The sequence below is a fragment of the Emticicia sp. TH156 genome (assembly GCF_002855535.1).
Classification (GTDB): domain Bacteria; phylum Bacteroidota; class Bacteroidia; order Cytophagales; family Spirosomataceae; genus Emticicia; species Emticicia fluvialis.
This window is the reverse complement of record NZ_PKRS01000007.1, coordinates 165,271-181,816: the sequence shown is the minus strand read 5'-3', so window position 1 is coordinate 181,816 and position 16,546 is coordinate 165,271. Positions and strand designations below refer to the sequence as shown.

The 16,546-nt window shown below is 40.4% G+C and carries 16 protein-coding genes; 4 read left to right on the top strand and 12 right to left on the bottom strand.

The features are described from left to right. The first annotated feature begins 40 nt into the window (after positions 1 to 40). Positions 41 to 955 (top strand): S-adenosyl-l-methionine hydroxide adenosyltransferase family protein, encoded by a 915-nt coding sequence (locus tag C0V77_RS14430; protein WP_101727046.1) that lies wholly within the window; start codon positions 41 to 43, stop codon positions 953 to 955. 263 nt (positions 956 to 1,218) lie between these two features. On the opposite strand, the gene C0V77_RS14425 is transcribed toward C0V77_RS14430, so the two are convergent. From C0V77_RS14425 to C0V77_RS14370, 12 genes are all read right to left on the bottom strand, one after another. Continuing rightward, the gene (locus C0V77_RS14425) at positions 1,219 to 1,656 is read right to left on the bottom strand and encodes a hypothetical protein (RefSeq protein ID WP_101727045.1); all 438 of its coding nucleotides are present in this window, start codon (positions 1,654 to 1,656) and stop codon (positions 1,219 to 1,221) included. Between the two features lie 146 nt (positions 1,657 to 1,802). Continuing rightward, a complete protein-coding gene (locus tag C0V77_RS14420; RefSeq protein WP_101727044.1) occupies positions 1,803 to 2,690 on the bottom strand; it encodes a hypothetical protein in 888 nt (295 codons plus the stop codon). 285 nt (positions 2,691 to 2,975) lie between these two features. Continuing rightward, positions 2,976 to 3,539 carry a Crp/Fnr family transcriptional regulator gene (locus tag C0V77_RS14415; protein ID WP_101727043.1) on the bottom strand — a complete coding sequence of 188 codons (564 nt, stop codon included), beginning with the start codon at positions 3,537 to 3,539 and terminating at the stop codon, positions 2,976 to 2,978. 109 nt (positions 3,540 to 3,648) lie between these two features. After that, positions 3,649 to 4,209 carry a translation initiation factor IF-3 gene (gene infC / locus C0V77_RS14410; RefSeq protein WP_101727042.1) on the bottom strand — a complete coding sequence of 187 codons (561 nt, stop codon included), beginning with the start codon at positions 4,207 to 4,209 and terminating at the stop codon, positions 3,649 to 3,651. Between the two features lie 135 nt (positions 4,210 to 4,344). Continuing rightward, on the bottom strand, positions 4,345 to 6,297 hold the full coding sequence (thrS, locus tag C0V77_RS14405) for a threonine--tRNA ligase (protein ID WP_101727041.1): 1,953 nt from the start codon (positions 6,295 to 6,297) through the stop codon (positions 4,345 to 4,347). 34 nt (positions 6,298 to 6,331) lie between these two features. Beyond that, positions 6,332 to 7,546, bottom strand: coding sequence for a tetratricopeptide repeat protein (locus tag C0V77_RS14400; RefSeq protein WP_158237960.1), 1,215 nt, complete (start codon positions 7,544 to 7,546; stop codon positions 6,332 to 6,334). A gap of 121 nt (positions 7,547 to 7,667) precedes the next feature. After that, complete coding sequence (locus C0V77_RS14395; protein WP_101727039.1) at positions 7,668 to 8,564, bottom strand: class I SAM-dependent methyltransferase; 897 nt, start codon at positions 8,562 to 8,564, stop codon at positions 7,668 to 7,670. Between the two features lie 27 nt (positions 8,565 to 8,591). Next, positions 8,592 to 10,130 (bottom strand): hypothetical protein, encoded by a 1,539-nt coding sequence (locus C0V77_RS14390; protein WP_101727038.1) that lies wholly within the window; start codon positions 10,128 to 10,130, stop codon positions 8,592 to 8,594. Positions 10,131 to 10,163: 33 nt separating this feature from the next. Continuing rightward, entirely contained in the window at positions 10,164 to 11,798 is a 1,635-nt protein-coding gene (locus C0V77_RS14385; RefSeq protein ID WP_101727037.1) for a hypothetical protein, read from the bottom strand. Continuing rightward, entirely contained in the window at positions 11,788 to 12,198 is a 411-nt protein-coding gene (locus C0V77_RS14380; RefSeq protein ID WP_101727036.1) for an EVE domain-containing protein, read from the bottom strand. Before C0V77_RS14380 ends, C0V77_RS14385 begins: the two co-directional genes overlap by 11 nt. Positions 12,199 to 12,272: 74 nt before the next feature. Continuing rightward, complete coding sequence (menB, locus tag C0V77_RS14375; RefSeq protein WP_101727035.1) at positions 12,273 to 13,085, bottom strand: 1,4-dihydroxy-2-naphthoyl-CoA synthase; 813 nt, start codon at positions 13,083 to 13,085, stop codon at positions 12,273 to 12,275. A gap of 348 nt (positions 13,086 to 13,433) precedes the next feature. Further along, positions 13,434 to 13,904, bottom strand: a complete 471-nt coding sequence (locus C0V77_RS14370; protein ID WP_101727034.1) for a DUF2452 domain-containing protein — start codon at positions 13,902 to 13,904, stop codon at positions 13,434 to 13,436. A 325-nt stretch (positions 13,905 to 14,229) separates the two neighbouring features. On the opposite strand from C0V77_RS14370, the gene C0V77_RS14365 reads away from it, so the two are divergent. The 3 genes from C0V77_RS14365 to C0V77_RS14355 all read left to right on the top strand — a co-directional run bounded on the left by C0V77_RS14365 (position 14,230) and on the right by C0V77_RS14355 (position 16,546). Next, positions 14,230 to 14,688: a ubiquinol-cytochrome c reductase iron-sulfur subunit gene (locus C0V77_RS14365; protein WP_101727033.1), complete on the top strand. Its 459-nt coding sequence runs from the start codon at positions 14,230 to 14,232 to the stop codon at positions 14,686 to 14,688. A gap of 66 nt (positions 14,689 to 14,754) precedes the next feature. Further along, on the top strand, positions 14,755 to 15,855 hold the full coding sequence (locus tag C0V77_RS14360; protein WP_143706101.1) for an AMP-binding protein: 1,101 nt from the start codon (positions 14,755 to 14,757) through the stop codon (positions 15,853 to 15,855). Continuing rightward, on the top strand, positions 15,821 to 16,546 hold the full coding sequence (locus tag C0V77_RS14355; RefSeq protein ID WP_101727031.1) for a hypothetical protein: 726 nt from the start codon (positions 15,821 to 15,823) through the stop codon (positions 16,544 to 16,546). The genes C0V77_RS14360 and C0V77_RS14355 overlap by 35 nt, the downstream gene beginning before the upstream one ends.

The window sequence follows — 16,546 nt, the reverse complement described above, 5'->3', positions numbered from 1 at the left end:
TTATCAGGCATTTCTAAAGATACCATTTAACTGATAGCCCATGTTGCGCAAAATCTTCCTTACTATTCTGTTTTTTTTTCTGATAGCCCTGGCAGGTGTTATTTATGTATTCAGATACAGGTCTGAATCGGCTTTGGTGCTGATGACTGATTTTGGCACAAAAGACGGAGCCGTGGCAGCCATGAAAGGTGTGGCCCTGCAGCAGTCGGGCAAACTGGTAATACATGATTTAACCCATGATATACCCGCCTTTAATATCTGGGAAGGTGCCTATCGGTTGCAACAAACAGCGCCTTACTGGGAAGAAGGGACTGTATTTGTATGCGTAGTAGACCCCGGGGTAGGCACCGATAGAAAATCAATTGTGCTGAAAACCAAAGCCAACCATTACTATGTTGGGCCTGATAATGGATTGTTTACCCTTGTTGCGGAGCGTGAGGGAGTTGATGAAGTGCGGGAGATTTCAAGTGCCAACCGTTTGCCAGACTCGCAGGGTTCTTATACTTTTCATGGCCGTGATGTATTTGCTTTTACTGGCGCAAAACTGGCAGCAGATATGATAGATTTAGATGGAGTAGGGGCGTCGGTGCCTGGAAACCAATTAGTAAGGTTGGCGTATCCCAGGCCTGCATTTAAAAATAAAGTGCTATCTGGTGGAATAGCTATTCTGGACATAAAGTATGGAAACTTATGGACTAACATTGATGAAAAGACATTCAAACTGCTTGGCGCAAAAGAAGGTGACAGCCTGCAGGTAAAAATTTATGAGAATGATCGGCTGGCCTATCAGGGGCAGGTATTATTTGGTCATACTTTTGGTGATGTGAAGGAGGGCGAAAATATATTGTATCTGAACAGCCTAATGAATCTTTCGTTGGGTATTAATATGGGTAATTTTGCCAATACCTACAAAATTGGAAGCGGTACCGACTGGCGCATTGAAGTGAGCAGGTAATGAAAAGTACATCATTTTAATAGCAACACAATAAGAATTGTTACGGGCAAAACCATTAAGAAAACGAGTTCTTAATAGTTCGATTATTAAGGTAATAAAAAAAAGACGTACCAATAAAAATTGATACGTCTTACTTCTTAATTATCTATATATAATTATTTCTTAGTTGCCTTGGGCGCTATGAAAACAATCATGCGTTTACAGTTTAATATTTTCTTTTATATAACTGATGGAATATTTTCTTCTTAATTTATTATCAACTTTTACTTTACTTCTTCTGCATAATTAGGAATAGCACAGTCGCCAAAAGGTGCTGTCTTTTTCTTCATAGGTTTTATGTCATCAGGAGATAAATAGGGGAGCTTATATCTTTCATGCCTAAAGAAGTGTCCCCAGTTCCAGAACTCCCATATATTTCTTCTGAAATTCCTGTAAACGATTGTATCTGGAGAAGTGGGATAACATTCCCGGAAACTCTTAAAAATAATGTCAATGTCTCTGATGTGTGGACCTTTCATTTCATCTTCCCACATTCTGAATTCACCATGTGCAGTTGAGTAATTGAAATCTTTTATATGAAACTCAGGGAGGAATAGAACACTGCCAAGAAGCATGCGGAAAAGGCCGATGTAATTAGAAGCATAGGCGATGAACCCAAATGCTAAAATCAATATTGTCCAAATTTTAAGTTTTTTTTTCATATCAAGAGTTTTAAAATTGTATTGACTTTCTAAAAGTTGGAAAGTTAACTGGTAGATATTTTTTGAACTTAATTTTAGAAAGCTTTAAGGCAAGTAAATCTTATAAAAAGCAATTCACTTGCCTTAAAACTTTGAAATCTTCAGAGTTATTTACAAGAGCCGCTTGATCCTGTTATCCCACCGCCTGCATTTATGGTTACTGAACTACTATTAGACATTCCTCTTATAATCTGACCTAATCTTGCTGGTGTGTGAAGGAAAAGGTATGTAAATCCACCACCACCAGTTGGAATTGGGCCTACTTTACTTAAAGGCAAGGGAATATTAATCCCAGCATTACTTAGAACACTCAATGCGGCATCCGTACAATTATAGTCCTCTAACGAGTAACTACTATTTTGCCAATTAATTGATGAATTAACAGCATTTGTAAATTGTGTACTATTAACAATATAAGTTGCACTTACATCATAAGGTAATTGACTATTATCTCTAATAACAGATGAAATATTAAAGAATAAGGAAATTGGCGCCCAAACATTAGGATAAAATCCTACACTGGGAGATGTAGTTTGACCTGTATTATTATCTATTTTTGAAAATTGAATAAAAGTATGTCCAACATCATTATTATCGTCAATTGGTCTGGACGAGTTAGATATTGGTTGATCTACACAAATGGCAATTTTATAAGTGTAATTGCCCGAATTGTTTTTCATACAATTTAATTCTGAGTCAATGTTTATATTAGGAGAAGCATTACCCCCAGAAAAAGATAAACTTTGATATGTCAATATAGGATTCCACCCTGCATATCCTCCTCCCCCAGTCGAATAATAATCATTTGGTGAAAATGTAATATCACTGCCACCAAGGTCACTACAATAAGCATTAATGGAATGAGAATAATGCACATCGCACCAATTTTGGGCAGGAACACAAACTTCCACAAAAACCGGAATTTGCCCGCAAGGATAATCTTTTACACCTTTAATTCTACTAGTTTTAGTTAGATTTTCTTCTCCTATTATCAAGTTGGCTTCTAATTTCCCCTGTTTGTAATCAAAAGCTCTTAAAAAAGAACCCTGAATGTCACGAACCCAAATTTATCCTGAAAAAGAATAAGGCTCATTTTTCTTTTTGGTAAAGAAAGTATCATCTGGAATTGAAGTTGATAATTCAGCAATGATTTTTTCGTTTTTTGGCTTAAACATCAATAAGCTAGTAAGCTCACTTACTCCAAGTTTTCTTTAATTGAATAACTTGTTGTGGCTTGAAGCAAAAATATTAGCGTAATATTTTAAAAAAACTGATTCAAATCATTTTTTTGCCCTCAACCGGCTTAATGTTTCTGGTTCAATTTCCAGATGCGAAGCAATATGTTTGACAGGTACCCTATGTAGAATGTCGGGAATTTGCTGCTGCAGAAAAACATATCTTTCGTTCACAGATTTCATCCTGATATTGTAGTTTCTTATTTCACTTAAACAATAATACTTTTCAGTCAGTACTCTTCCAACGTAATTAAATTCAGGGAAATTATCATATAGAAACTGTAAATCTGTATAAGAAAGTGACCACATGACGCAATCTTCCAGTGTTTCTATATATTCGTTCGATGGTTTTTGTAAGAAAAAACTAATGACAGAAATAATAATATCGGCCTCCTTAAAAAACCAGGTTGTATGTTCCTTACCGTTTTCGATGAAATAGGCTCTTACAATTCCTTTTTCAATAAAATAGATTTTTCTGTTTACTGTTTCCGGCTGAACAATTATTGACTTTTTAGCGAAAACCTCATTTTTTAGCTTCTTTTCTAAGAAATACTGTATTTGTGGAGATAAAGGCTTTATGGCAGCAAGAGTGGAGATAATCTGTTGCATAAATTGTGTAGTTAAAGTTTTCACAGCTTTGTTAATTATTCCATAAAAATAAAAAAAAGACGCACCAATAAAAATTGATACGTCTTACTTCTTAATTATCTATATATAATTATTTCTTAGTTGCCTTTGGTGCAATGAAAACAATCATACGTTTACCTTCCTGCTTGAATTCACCTTCTGGTTTACCGTACTCATCAAGCCCTGCAATGAAGCGTCTCAAGAGTTCGGCTCCCTGATCTTTGAACACAATCTGGCGGCCTACAAAGTGTACATAGGCTTTCACTTTGGCGTTTTCTTTCAGGAAACTGATGGCATGCTTCAATTTAAAATTAAAGTCATGGTCGTCAGTCTGCGGACCGAAACGTATTTCTTTGATGACCGTCTTGGCAGCTTTGGCTTTTATTTCCTTCTGCTTTTTCTTCTGGTCATATTTAAATTTAGAATAATCTACAATTCTGCAAACTGGGGGATTGGCCGTAGGAACTATCTCAACCAGGTCGAGGCTTTGTGCCTGTGCCATTGCAAGGGCCTGATTGGTATCAAAAATGCCTTGCTCTACATTGTCGCCGACTAAGCGGACTTGAGGTACCCGTATTCTTTGATTGATACGGTGTTCATCTTCTTTCTGTACTGGTCTTCTGAAATTACGATTGAATGGTTGTTGTGCCATTTAACGATTTTAAGGTTACTAATAATTGATTTTTACGAAATTATGAACAATAATCTTAAAAACAAACAATAAGTTAATTTTTAAACAAATTACAAGAGCCGTCAGGCTGTTTTATTATCTAACGGCTCCTGTTATTTAATTTGAACCGAATTTCGGGATATTTTTGTTGATTTCTGCTCTGGCATAAGCAACAAATTCTTCGATGGTCATAGAGCCTAAATCTCCTTCACCTTTACGGCGTACCGACACCCTGCCTTCTTCTGATTCTTTTTCACCTACAATGAGCATCAACGGTAATTTGTTTACTTCTGCATCACGTATTTTACGACCAATTTTCTCGTCTCTATGGTCAACATAACCTCTGATGTCGTTCTCCTGTAAAGTTAAGAACACATCATTGGCATAGTCTTCATATTTTTCCGAAATCGGTAGAATGGCTATCTGATCAGGCGATAACCACAATGGGAAATTACCGGCTGTGTTTTCAATCAGAATGGCTATGAAACGTTCTAACGAGCCAAACGGCGCACGGTGAATCATAACGGGGCGGTGCTTCTGGTTGTCAGAACCAACGTATTCCAGCTCAAACCTTTGTGGTAACTGGTAGTCTACCTGTATGGTTCCCAACTGCCATTTACGGCCTAAGGCATCTTTTACCATGAAGTCGAGTTTTGGCCCGTAAAATGCAGCCTCGCCCAGTTCTTCTACCGTATTCAGTCCTTTTTCTGCGGCGGCTTTTCTGATAGCGTTTTCTGCGCTGTCCCATGCCTCGTCGGTTCCGAAATACTTGGTTTTGTTTTCAGGGTCTCTTAATGAAACCTGCGCCGAAAAGTTATCAAAACCAAGCGCTTTGAAAACATATAGCACAAGGTCTATTACTTTTTTAAATTCGTCTTCTACCTGGTCTTCACGGCAGAAAATATGGGCGTCGTCCTGAGTAAAGCCGCGTACACGAGTTAAACCATGTAACTCACCACTTTGTTCGTAACGATACACGGTTCCGAATTCAGCCAGACGCAATGGTAATTCGCGATAACTTCTGGGCCGTGAACGGTAAATTTCACAATGGTGAGGGCAGTTCATGGGTTTCAGCATAAACTCTTCACCCTCTTCAGGCGTAGCAATTGGCTGAAAAGAGTCTTTCCCGTATTTTTCCCAGTGCCCTGATGTAATATAAAGCTGCTTGCCACCTATATGAGGGGTAACAACCTGCTGGTATCCTGCTTTTACCTGTGCCCGGCGCAGAAAATTCTCCAGCCTTTCTCTTAGCATGGCACCTTTAGGCAACCATAGTGGTAAGCCTTTGCCTACTTTTTCAGAGAAGGTGAAAAGTTCCAGTTCCTGACCCAGTTTGCGGTGGTCGCGTCTTTTGGCTTCTTCCAGAAACTGAAGGTATTCGTCCAGCTCTTTTTGTTTCGGGAAAGTGATACCATAAATGCGGGTAAGCATTTTGTTGTTCTGGTCGCCTTTAAAGTAAGCACCGGCCACATTCATTATTTTGGCTGCTTTAATAAAACCGGTATTAGGAATATGAGGCCCGCGACACAAGTCGGTGAAATTACCCTGGCGGTAGAAAGTAATAGAACCGTCTTCCAAACCCGAAAGTAAATCCAGCTTATATTCGTCGCCTTTTTCTTCAAAGTACTTCACGGCATCTGCCTTAGACATCGGAATACGCTCGTAGTCGTTTTTCTGACGAGCCAGTTCCAGCATTTTATCTTCTATTTTCCTGAAGTCGTCGTTTGATATAGTAACACCGTTGGTATCAACATCATAATAGAAACCGTTTTCTAATGGCGGGCCAACCCAGAATTTAACACCAGGATACAAAGCCTCCAGCGCCTCGGCCATTAAGTGTGCCGACGAATGCCAGAATGTAGATTTACCGTCCGTATCGTTCCAGGTCAGAAGTTGCAAGGTTGAGTCTTCTTCAATGGGTTGACTGGCATCCTGAACTTTTCCGTTCACCCTGGCAGCCAGTACGTTTCTTGCCAGCCCTTCGCTGATGGAAAGGGCGACATCGTAACTCGAGCTTCCTTTTGGATAATCTCTTACGCTTCCGTCCGGTAATGTAATTTTAATCATCATTCTGGTTGTACTATTTTTTATTAATTGTTGCTACTTATCTGAACCTCATTTTTTTTAAGGAATCAGTTTTTACGTTAACTTTTGCTTTTGGTTTTATAGTATTTACTTTCACCCTTGCGGTGTCCAGTAGTTTACGGGGTTCTTCAACTACTGGCTTCGTTGGTTGTTTTTTAACAACAACGTCGTTTTCAGAATAGTTGCGATAACCAAAGTTTAACCTGCCTGATACCCTGTTGAGCGCCACAATTGCCTGCTCATCGCTTGGGTTTTTCTCAACGGCCTCTTTCAGCGCGTTTTCGGCCTCCTGAAGATTCCCCAGCTGCTCATGCGTAAGACCCAGCAAAAAGTAAACCTTGGGTAAGTCGCGGTTTATGCCGGCGGCTTTTTCATAGTTTTCCAGTGCTCTTTCATAGCTTTTCCAGCGGTAATAAATGGCGCCTGAGTATAATAGCACGTCGGTTCTTCTGGGGTCTACGCGGGCTGCTCGTTCGTAATTAACCAGGGCGCTGTCTAGCCATCCTTTTTTAAAATAGGTCAGACCTCGTTCTACAATAAAATCTGCATTGTTCTTAAATTCAGCAATGGCTTTCCGATTCACCACCAGCGCGGAGTCATACATCCGGTAGCTTTGAAGTATCTCAGTCAGCCTTGTGTATCCCTCACGGAACGATGGCTTAATTTCAATAGCTTTGTTAATTAGCGCAATGGCACTTACTGTGTCGCCTTTACGTGCAGCCAGGGTGCCTCTGTAGAAATGCGTTTCACCATCAAATGGCGCTGTTTGCATTGATTTTGCCAGGTATTTTTCTGCACCGGCCAGGTCATTTCTTTGCTGAGCAAGGTCGCCCAGCAGGGTATATAATTCCGGGGTATCAAAGTTCAGGATTTCAGCACTCTGCGCAAAAGAAAAAGCTTCATCTGTTTTTTTCATTCGGCGCAAGATAAGCGCCTTTGTAAACAAATATTTGCCTACATTAGGCTTTAGCTGGTCGGCACGGTTAATGTCTTCCAGAGCGCTTTCGGTGTCGTTCAGTTTCAGATATATGCCGGCTCTTTTGTAATAGTTCTCTGCTACGCTGGGGTTGCTTCTGATGGCCTCTGTAAGAGCCACCTCGGCAGCTTCGTTCATTTCGCTTTCAGTCTGAAACTGTGTAGGCGGAATTTTGGAGCGCTCGCGGTTGCCTTGCCCACAGGCGGCAAGCAAAACCGATACTATCAGTAAAATATATAAATGAAATTGTTTTTGCATTATTATTTGGTGGTACCACACGGGCATACAGCCATTTTTTTACAAAAATCCGAAAATTTTCTAACAATAAAAACCTTTACCAAGAATATAGAGTGGCAGCCGGAACAGAACAGACTGTTTGCTACACAGAGGCAAAACGATAAAACACACCTAAAGGCAGATTTTTACCGAATGTGTCTTGTATGATCAGTTCACCCATTTCAGGATTCATGACGGCCTGATAGTTCTGTTTAATGATGGTTTCTGCAATTACTGCCGAAAAACCCATTGAATAGAGATTTAAAATAAAAAAGAAGTGGTTATCATCAATCAGTTGCAGGCATGCTTTTATAAGTTCGTTGATTCCTTCTTCCAGAATCCATTTCTCACCGTCGGGGCCACGGCCATAAGCTGGTGGGTCTAGTATGATACCATTGTATTTTCTGCCACGTTTTACTTCACGTTTTACAAATTTCAGGGCATCTTCCACTACCCATCTGATATCAGTCAGCTGGCTGATATCCATGTTTTCGCGCGCCCATGAAATAGTTTGTTTAATAGAGTCAACGTGTGTAACGTCAGCGCCGTTTCCTCTGGCAACTATAGAGGCACCACCCGTGTAAGCAAAAAGATTAAGTACCTTTGGGTTTTCAAGGGGCATACTTTTCAGCTTGGTTTCTATATATTGCCAGTTTTCGGCCTGTTCCGGAAAGATACCCACATGCTTAAATGAAGAAAGCGAAAGTTTGAATTTATAATTTTTACCACCCAGGGTATAGGGTAAATACCATTTTTCAGGCATTTTTTTTAGATTGTGCCATTCACCTCTTTCGTCCGGGCTTAGCTGATCGCGCCCTTTGGTTTTTCTGAAAACAGCAGAGGCTTTTTTCTCCCAGATTTCTTCACTGAGCGATTTATCCCACACGGCTTGTGGTTCAGGGCGGGCCAGAATGTAATCGCCGAAGCGTTCTAATTTTTCAAAATTGCCCGAATCTATTAATTCGTAGGAATCTATTTTTGGCTGAAGAAGCTGATACAAGGTAAATTCTTTTAAATGAAACTTAAATTACTGCACTTTGCTGAGATAAATAATCTTACGGATATTTGTCTGAGGAAGCGACTGTTGTCTTTTTTTGCGTTTGCCGTTTTCCGGCTTTGGCAGGTCTAATTCTTTTATGGCTTCAAATTTAACACGACTTCCGTCTGCAATAAAATAATTTCCGTACCAATTTCGAACACCATGATAACCAGCCACAAACTGCGCATTTTTTGGGTCAACTGTTTCGTCTGACAATTTATAGGTTTCAGGCCTTGCAAACTCTGATAAATTGCTGACTGCCAGGCTGCCTTTCAGGCATACAACCGTTGACTTGTTTTCTGAAACTGCCAGATTTTGTTCTATAGCAGGCGACACCAGATTCATATCTACCCGGCTTTGCGAAATCAGGTTACCGTCGGTGTCAAAGCTGGCCACAAAACCATTCAGAAAATTATATCCTTTAAATACCTGCCTCGATTGTGTACGCGGATAGTTGCTGTAGGTGCCGTACCGGCCATAGGCGGGGTAGGGGTCATACCCACCATAATAAGGGCTGCCGGAGGTTACATTCTGATAATTGGCCTGAAAAAAAGTGCCTCCAACTGTAAGTGTGTTGCCGCCAAAAACAGGTTGTATTGGCAATAAAACAAAATTATCGGCAATTTTCTTTACTGTGGCATCGTCAATGGCTGGTATGCCTTTCAGCAGTTGGCGGTAATCGTAAAAACGGGTAAAAGTGGTTTTGCCTTCTTCAAGCCTGGATACATAAATGCCTTTTGCACCCGAGTTTGACTGATACGTACCGGTAATAAATCTTATACCTGCCTGCACATCTGTTAAGGTAGCAGTAAGCGGAAAATTACCTGCATTGGAAGCAATGGTATTTTTAATAATAAGCCTGCCGGTGGTATCATATTTAGCATAAACCACGTAGGCGTCTTTAATAAATTCACCTTTTTTCTTTTTTTCGTTGGTGTAGCCTGCCTCTTTAATTGCCCACAGGCTTTCTATAGCATTACCGGCAGCATGATAGTTCAGATATTGAACGTTGGCTTTTCCGGTTAATTCGGCGGGTATAAACTGCCCGGTATCTTCATTAAAATCAAACTTATAAAAAGCAGCACCTTTTTCATTGATACCCGCCATCAGAATGCGGTCATTAAAGAAAACGTAGTCCTGGTCTTGAAAAAACTCGCGTAGCTCAAATCCACGGTTATCAAATTTGCCATCTTTCAAAGCTATGCTGAATACCTGATAATACATCCCCTGCGCTTCGTTGAACATAAAAGTAATTTGCTCGTTATCAAAGGTAAAAGCCGTTGGCTGTTTTTCAACATCCAGAAATATTTCTGACTCCCAGGCTTTGTTCAGTTCTGTATCAAATTTTACTATTACCGCCTTGGTTACATCTTTTTTTGCAAACAAAATTACGCCTTTGTCTCCTAGCGGAATCAATTGCTGCCAGGTCGGCCTGCCGCTGATTTCATATTCTACTGTTTTTAAAACCTGCGCAGAAATCCCTGACCAACAAGCCAAAAAAATAAATATAAACGCTGCTTTTCTCATTAAAGATTAGTTTTCAGAAATAATGGCTTGGTGTCAGAAAGCAATTTTGTTAAGATAAAACACCCTTCTTGAACCATCATTTTTGTTGGATATTTTCTGATACCCCCAGGCCAGGTAATAATTCTGATGCCAGTATTCAATATCATCGGTTGATGTATCCCTTACTTTATCACCCTCGCGGGCTGTATCAATCTCAATTATTTTGTTGCCTTCTACCACATCGTTACCTCGTACAATTTTGGTCGATAACTTTCCTTTATTGCTATAAACCAGCGTAATTTCGTTGTTATCAGTCTTTATTTTTACTTTTTCTTTCAGTTCATAAGTTTTCAGGTTGTCGAAACTGAAACTGTTGTCCCAGACGAGATTACCTTTTTTATCAAACCCGGCCACAACCGCATGGGTATATTTGAAGCCATCAAACTGCTGATTATTAAAGCCACGGTTGCCCGACCACAGCCAGGGGTTCCATGCCCAGGAGTTCATACCAAAATACCGGTAACCACCCATACCATAGCCGTAGGGACTCCAGAAAGGGTTGCCGTACATGGGCGAACCATAAAAAGTGTTGTTGTTTCTGAACTCAGGATAAAACACCTCTGCTACCAGAATGTACTGGTCGTCTTTCTGAATAATATCATGTACCAGCACACGGTAGTTAAGCCGCAGGTCGCTGCCCTTGTCGCGCTTTTTGTTAATCTGGCGTTCAATACGGTCTTGCTGTTTCTGCGACATAAACTTGAAGAAATTCCTGAATTCGGTAAAACTATGCAGCTTCAGGTATTCGGTGTTATCTTCGTCTACTTTACTTATGTAAAGCCCCTGCGACATAGGGACTCCGTTGGACTGATACCCACGGAAACCATAATTGCCAATCATCAGTTGGGTGCCATCATTGAGCGAGAATAGTTTTCCTGTCAATAAACCATAGTCTTCTTCGGGTTCAACGCTCAGGTGTTCTACAATTTTTCCGTTCTGGTTTATACGCTTCACCACCATATAGCTTGAACGCCCCTTTTTTACCGAGTAAGATACTACCAGAAGGTTGTTTTCGTCATCAAAGTCGAGTGATGAAATACTAGCAGTTCCTTTAAGCCCTCCAGCCAGTATACGTGGCTGAAGTTTGTACAGGTTTACGCTCATTAATACAGGCTCGTCTTTTACCATTCCGGCCAGATAGGCAAAGTCGTTATGCACTTTAAATTCAGATACCTCAAAGCGGGTGATGTTCTCGAAAAAGAACTTCTGCATGATGCCAATACCTGTTGAAACTTTGATAATCTGGTATAAATCGCTGTTATATTTGCTGAAAAGCAAATATACATCACGGCCGTCACGATAGTAATCAACAAAATTCTGGTTTTCTTCCAGGTCTCCGTTCAATGACCAGCCCAATTGCAGGTCTGTATCAAATTTGGTAATACTGAACGTTTTCTTTGATGTTTTAGACAGTACCACCAAACCTTCATCACCCAGCGAAATTACCTGAAGTTTGTTGTCGTCTCCACCGCCTACGGGTATTTCAATTCTTTTTACACTCTGCGCCTGAATAGCCTCGGTTGCCAAAAAGAATGTGGCTAGCCCCAGCAGAATTACTTTCAGACCTGTCATAAATTTCAGGCGGCTTTGTGTTTCAAAAAACAGGGAAGCAATAATTTTATGATTCATAACTTTTAGCGACGATGAGGTCGAACTCTTCTTTTTTAACGGGTTGTACTGAAAGCCTACCCTGACGCACCAAAGCCATGTCTTGTAGTCGTTCGTCGGCCTTTATAGCCTGTAGCGTTACTCCCTTGGGTAGTTTTTCAACAGGTGCCAGGTCAACAACTACCCAGCGGGGGTCGTCGGTGGTTGGGTCAGGATATGATTCTTTTACAACTTTGGCAATGCCTACTACATCAAGCCCTTCATTTGAGTGATAGAAAAGTACCAGGTCACCGGTTTTCATTGCGGCAAGATTGTTGCGTGCTGCGTAGTTTCGTACGCCGTCCCACATCCCTACGCCTTGTTTAACGAAATCGTCCCAAGAATATTTGAATGGTTCTGATTTTACAAGCCAATAATTCATAGTTAAATGATTTAAGTTAAAAATGAATATCAAAAAAGCCCCAGATAAATGGGGCTGTTGTATGTGATAGCAAATTAAGGAAACTTTGGGAATTTTTTAAAGTCTGGCTTGCGCTTTTCGAGAAACGAGCGGAAACCTTCTTTGGCTTCTTCTGAAAGATAATATAGCAACGTTGCATTTCCGGCCAGCTCCTGAATACCAGCTTGTCCGTCCAGCTCTGCATTGAATGATGATTTCAGCATTCTGATAGCCAGCGGAGACTTATCCTGTATTTTACGGGCCCATTCAACTGTTACTTCTTCCAGTTGTTCTAATGGCACCACTTTATTTACTAATCCCATATCAAGGGCTTCCTGTGCATTGTACTGGTCGCACAGGTACCAGATCTCACGGGCTTTTTTCTGGCCGACAATACGTGCCAGGTAGCTGGCGCCAAAGCCCCCATCAAAACTACCTACTTTAGGGCCTGTCTGGCCGAAGCGGGCGTTTTCTGCGGCAATAGTCAGGTCACATACTACGTGCAGCACATGGCCGCCACCAATAGCCCAGCCTGCTACCGAAGCAATAACCACTTTAGGTATAGAACGAATCATTCTTTGTAAGTCAAGCACATTGAGGCGTGGAATGTGGTCGTCGCCGATGTAACCACCATGACCACGTACCGACTGGTCTCCACCGCTACAGAAAGCTTTTCCGCCTTCGCCTGTCAGAATAATGACTTCAATTGATGGTTCTTCGCGGCAAAAAGCCATAGCATCAATCATTTCTTTTACCGTCTGCGGACGAAACGCATTGTGTTTTTCCGGACGATTGATACTGATTTTAGCGATGCCTTCGAAGAATGTAAATTTTATATCTTCGTACTCTTTAATCGTTTCCCAAGTCATAATCTATATTTGAATGGTTATTAATTTATTGGTTTTATTTTCTTCTTGAATTGTTTAATGAAATTCATCGCATTTATAATCCTCGGTTGTTACATTTTTTAGCTGAAAAAAAGTAACGCAAGACTAGCCGTCCGCAAAGCAGCCATCATCTAAACTCGAACAATTAAAAATCCGAAAGTTCATTGCTGTTTTTCTATCTACCGAACTCGATTTTTAATCGTAAACTTGCTGTCTGCCTCAACAGGAAATGATGTTTTAAGGACTTTAATTTTTAGTTGCTATTTTTCCTCTGTGAAACTCTGTGCTAAACTTTGTGACACTCCGTGGTTATGAGTTTTGATAATAGCTTTATTCTAAATCATCTAAATCTATTACATCGCTGCGGTTGTCTTCCTGAAAAAACTCTACTTTCCAGGTGTGGTCGGCCAAAAGGAAAACCTTTGCCAGAAACTGGTTGAACGGAAACGACCGACCCCATTCGTTAGGAGCAACCATAGAAAGGATATCGGTACCGTCTTTTTTTTCGTAAAGATAATAAACATGATTAATGATAGGCTCAAAACCAATAGCTGCATCATAAATCCGTTCAGAAACATCAATCCTGTTTTTGATTTCTTTAGCCTGCTGAGCCAGCAATTCCATTTGGCGATAAATCTTGTTCAGCTGCTCGCCTGTTTGCTGCCGCATGGCCATTTGAGCTTTACCTTTTACTTTTCCGATGTCTTCAGGGCGAATCACAGCGCCACCCGCAGTGTGGGCGTATTCCATTAGTCCCGGGTTTTCAGCAACCTTTATCTTGTCTATCGGATTCTTTTCCATCTTGCAAATTTATTTTGAAAACTTTGTTTCTGAACCAAATCAATAAAAAATAATAGTTTGATGCCTGTTTTTTAACCTTGATATTAAAACCAAAACCTGTGTTTTTAGTTTTAAAGAATAACAAAACAGACTAATTGTTCTGCAAATGTAGTTGTTTTAGGATAAAATACCTGATTATTTTAAGTAATGTAGATATTTAATCTAAAAATACATTTTACTTAGGATATAATTACCTTTAAAACGTATCATTTGCGACGATTTGAATAAAATTTACGTATATATTATACTTGCCAAGGTTTGGCAATAACTAAATACACGTTACAGTATGGAAAACAATAAGATTGACAGAAGCGAATTTATGAAACAGGTGGGTATCAGTTTTGGTGCCATTTTATTAATGAATTGCCTGCAGGCCTGCGACAGTGGCGGCGAAGTGCCAGACCCTAACCCGGGTGGAAATAGCGGCAAAGTAGATTTTGTTTTAGACCTTAACAATGCCACTTATGCAGTACTTAAGAACAAAGGGGGTAATGTGGTAGTAAAACCGCAGAATATAATAGTGGCACGTACCAATACAGATACTTTTATTGCAGTGAGCGCCATTTGCACGCATCAGGCCTCTACTATTAACTACAGGGCGGCCAGCAATGATTTTCTATGCCCTAATCATTTATCTGAATTTACGGCTGATGGCACGGTGCAGAAGGGACCCGCCACTACACCACTGAAGAAATATTTGGTATCGGTTGATGTAACAAATAATACTGTGCGCATTTTTGAGTAAATTTGCGCCACAATTACAAACGAATCTGTGCAGCAAGGGCTGTTTGGGTTTATTATTGGTGCAACAATGATTTTTCTGGAAAAAGACGGAACCTATATCAATACAGACCCAAGTAATCATTATTACGAAAAAGTATTAAAATTTAAAGATGCCTGGGATTCGGGTCAGCAGGAATTTATCATTCACACATCTGGTTCAACCGGCACACCCAAGCCGGTTAGGTTTTCGAGAGAGCAGCTGGTAGCTTCTGCCCGCCTTACAGCCAGTACCTTTAATCTAAAGAATGGCGATACAGCCTTCTGCTGCCTGAGTGTTGATTACATTGCGGGTATGATGATGCTGGTGCGAGCCTTTGAAACGGGCATGGATATGATGATTGTTGAACCCGGCTCTAATCCATTTAAGGGCATTGAAAAACACCTTTATTTGCTGAATGCAAACAGAGGCAAAAACTTTTTTGCTTTTGTGCCTTTGCAGATACAGACACTACTGGGGGAGTCGGAGCTGTATCTGGAAACGCTCAATTCGGCCAAGGGAATTATTATTGGCGGGGCGGCTGTCAATGATTCAGTGCTAAGCCAGATTCAGAAGGTTTACGCGCCTGTTTATGCCACTTATGGTATGACGGAGACGCTGTCGCACATTGCCATTAAGCGGCTGAACGGCGCTGATATGAAAGATTTTTTCAGGGTATTGGAGGGCGTTGAAATAGCAAAGGATGAACGCGAGTGCCTGATGATAAAATCTGATGCAAACAATAGGCAATGGATTGTAACTAATGATTTGGTTGAAATGATTGATGAGCGCAGTTTCAGGCTGATTGGCCGAATTGATAATATCATCAATAGTGGCGGAGTGAAGATTCAGCTCGAAAAAATTGAACAGGCAGGGGAGGAGATATTCAGAAAAATTAATTTTTCCGGCAGGTTTTTTGCCTACGGAGTAACCGATAAAACATTGGGCCAGAAGCTGATATTGGTAGTTGAAAGCAAAATGCCCTTGTCTGACGGAAATGAGCTTGGGCTGAGGTTCTCAGAAAAATTGCCTAAATTTGAAATTCCAAAAGAAATATTCTTTGTTGAAAAAATGATTGAAACCCCAACCGGTAAAATCGATAAAATAAAAACTGTCAATGTCTACGTTCTCCCTCAAATTCCAAACCTCTGAGAATATTCCTCCACCTTTTGCACACGCCATTGAGTTAAGCGGCGCTATTGAACAAAACAAGGAACTTGATTTGTCTTTCGAGCTTTCGTATCTCGACAGAGAGTTGTTATCTGAAGAAGAGATTCTGGACGAGGGTTTTTCGATGAATGATGATTTCATATGGCAGGGTAGTTTACCGGCCGTTTGGAAAGATATAATCTATGGTAATCTGAAATCGGCAAAGCCGCTTAAAATTAAAGACCTGGAGCCTCACCAGCATTTCTGGCAGATTGATTTTGAAGGACAAACGATTTATCCGGCCAATGCGGATAAACTGTCTTATCTGCTGGAGGAAATACAGCAGGCTGTTTTTGAAAAAGCTGGCAGAGAGCTACCATTGAATCTGATTTTTTACAAGAATCAGGCCGGAGAGACCAAAGAGATGGCCATTCATGCTTCTTTTGTTGAAAGAAGGGTTGAAGTAAGCAGAACAGAAAACAATCTGCCTGAAAGGAAATCAAATCTGCCCTGGGAAGAACTCAATTTTATTTTAAAAAACACGTTTTCAGGTGAGTTTATTATTGATTTGGCCTTTAATAAAAAGCCATCTCATAAAGGTACATTCGTTAATATAGGTGATGGTTACTGGTATGAGGTTGGCAAATCTATGTTGATAGAGCCTCATAAAATTCAGAAGATTTTTAAGCTATAA

Excerpts from the sequence above, each read along its gene's own strand:
- thrS (WP_101727041.1), bottom strand. The coding sequence starts at position 6,297 with ATGATGATTAAAATTACATTACCGGACGGAAGCGTAAGAGATTATCCA.
- C0V77_RS14415 (WP_101727043.1), bottom strand. The coding sequence starts at position 3,539 with ATGCAACAGATTATCTCCACTCTTGCTGCCATAAAGCCTTTATCTCCA.
- menB (WP_101727035.1), bottom strand. The coding sequence starts at position 13,085 with ATGACTTGGGAAACGATTAAAGAGTACGAAGATATAAAATTTACATTC.
- infC (WP_101727042.1), bottom strand. The coding sequence starts at position 4,209 with ATGGCACAACAACCATTCAATCGTAATTTCAGAAGACCAGTACAGAAA.
- C0V77_RS14390 (WP_101727038.1), bottom strand. The coding sequence starts at position 10,130 with ATGAGAAAAGCAGCGTTTATATTTATTTTTTTGGCTTGTTGGTCAGGG.
- C0V77_RS14365 (WP_101727033.1), top strand. The coding sequence starts at position 14,230 with ATGGAAAACAATAAGATTGACAGAAGCGAATTTATGAAACAGGTGGGT.
- C0V77_RS14385 (WP_101727037.1), bottom strand. The coding sequence starts at position 11,798 with ATGAATCATAAAATTATTGCTTCCCTGTTTTTTGAAACACAAAGCCGC.
- C0V77_RS14400 (WP_158237960.1), bottom strand. The coding sequence starts at position 7,546 with ATGCAAAAACAATTTCATTTATATATTTTACTGATAGTATCGGTTTTG.
- C0V77_RS14425 (WP_101727045.1), bottom strand. The coding sequence starts at position 1,656 with ATGAAAAAAAAACTTAAAATTTGGACAATATTGATTTTAGCATTTGGG.
- C0V77_RS14430 (WP_101727046.1), top strand. The coding sequence starts at position 41 with ATGTTGCGCAAAATCTTCCTTACTATTCTGTTTTTTTTTCTGATAGCC.
- C0V77_RS14370 (WP_101727034.1), bottom strand. The coding sequence starts at position 13,904 with ATGGAAAAGAATCCGATAGACAAGATAAAGGTTGCTGAAAACCCGGGA.
- C0V77_RS14355 (WP_101727031.1), top strand. The coding sequence starts at position 15,821 with ATGTCTACGTTCTCCCTCAAATTCCAAACCTCTGAGAATATTCCTCCA.
- C0V77_RS14380 (WP_101727036.1), bottom strand. The coding sequence starts at position 12,198 with ATGAATTATTGGCTTGTAAAATCAGAACCATTCAAATATTCTTGGGAC.
- C0V77_RS14360 (WP_143706101.1), top strand. The coding sequence starts at position 14,755 with ATGATTTTTCTGGAAAAAGACGGAACCTATATCAATACAGACCCAAGT.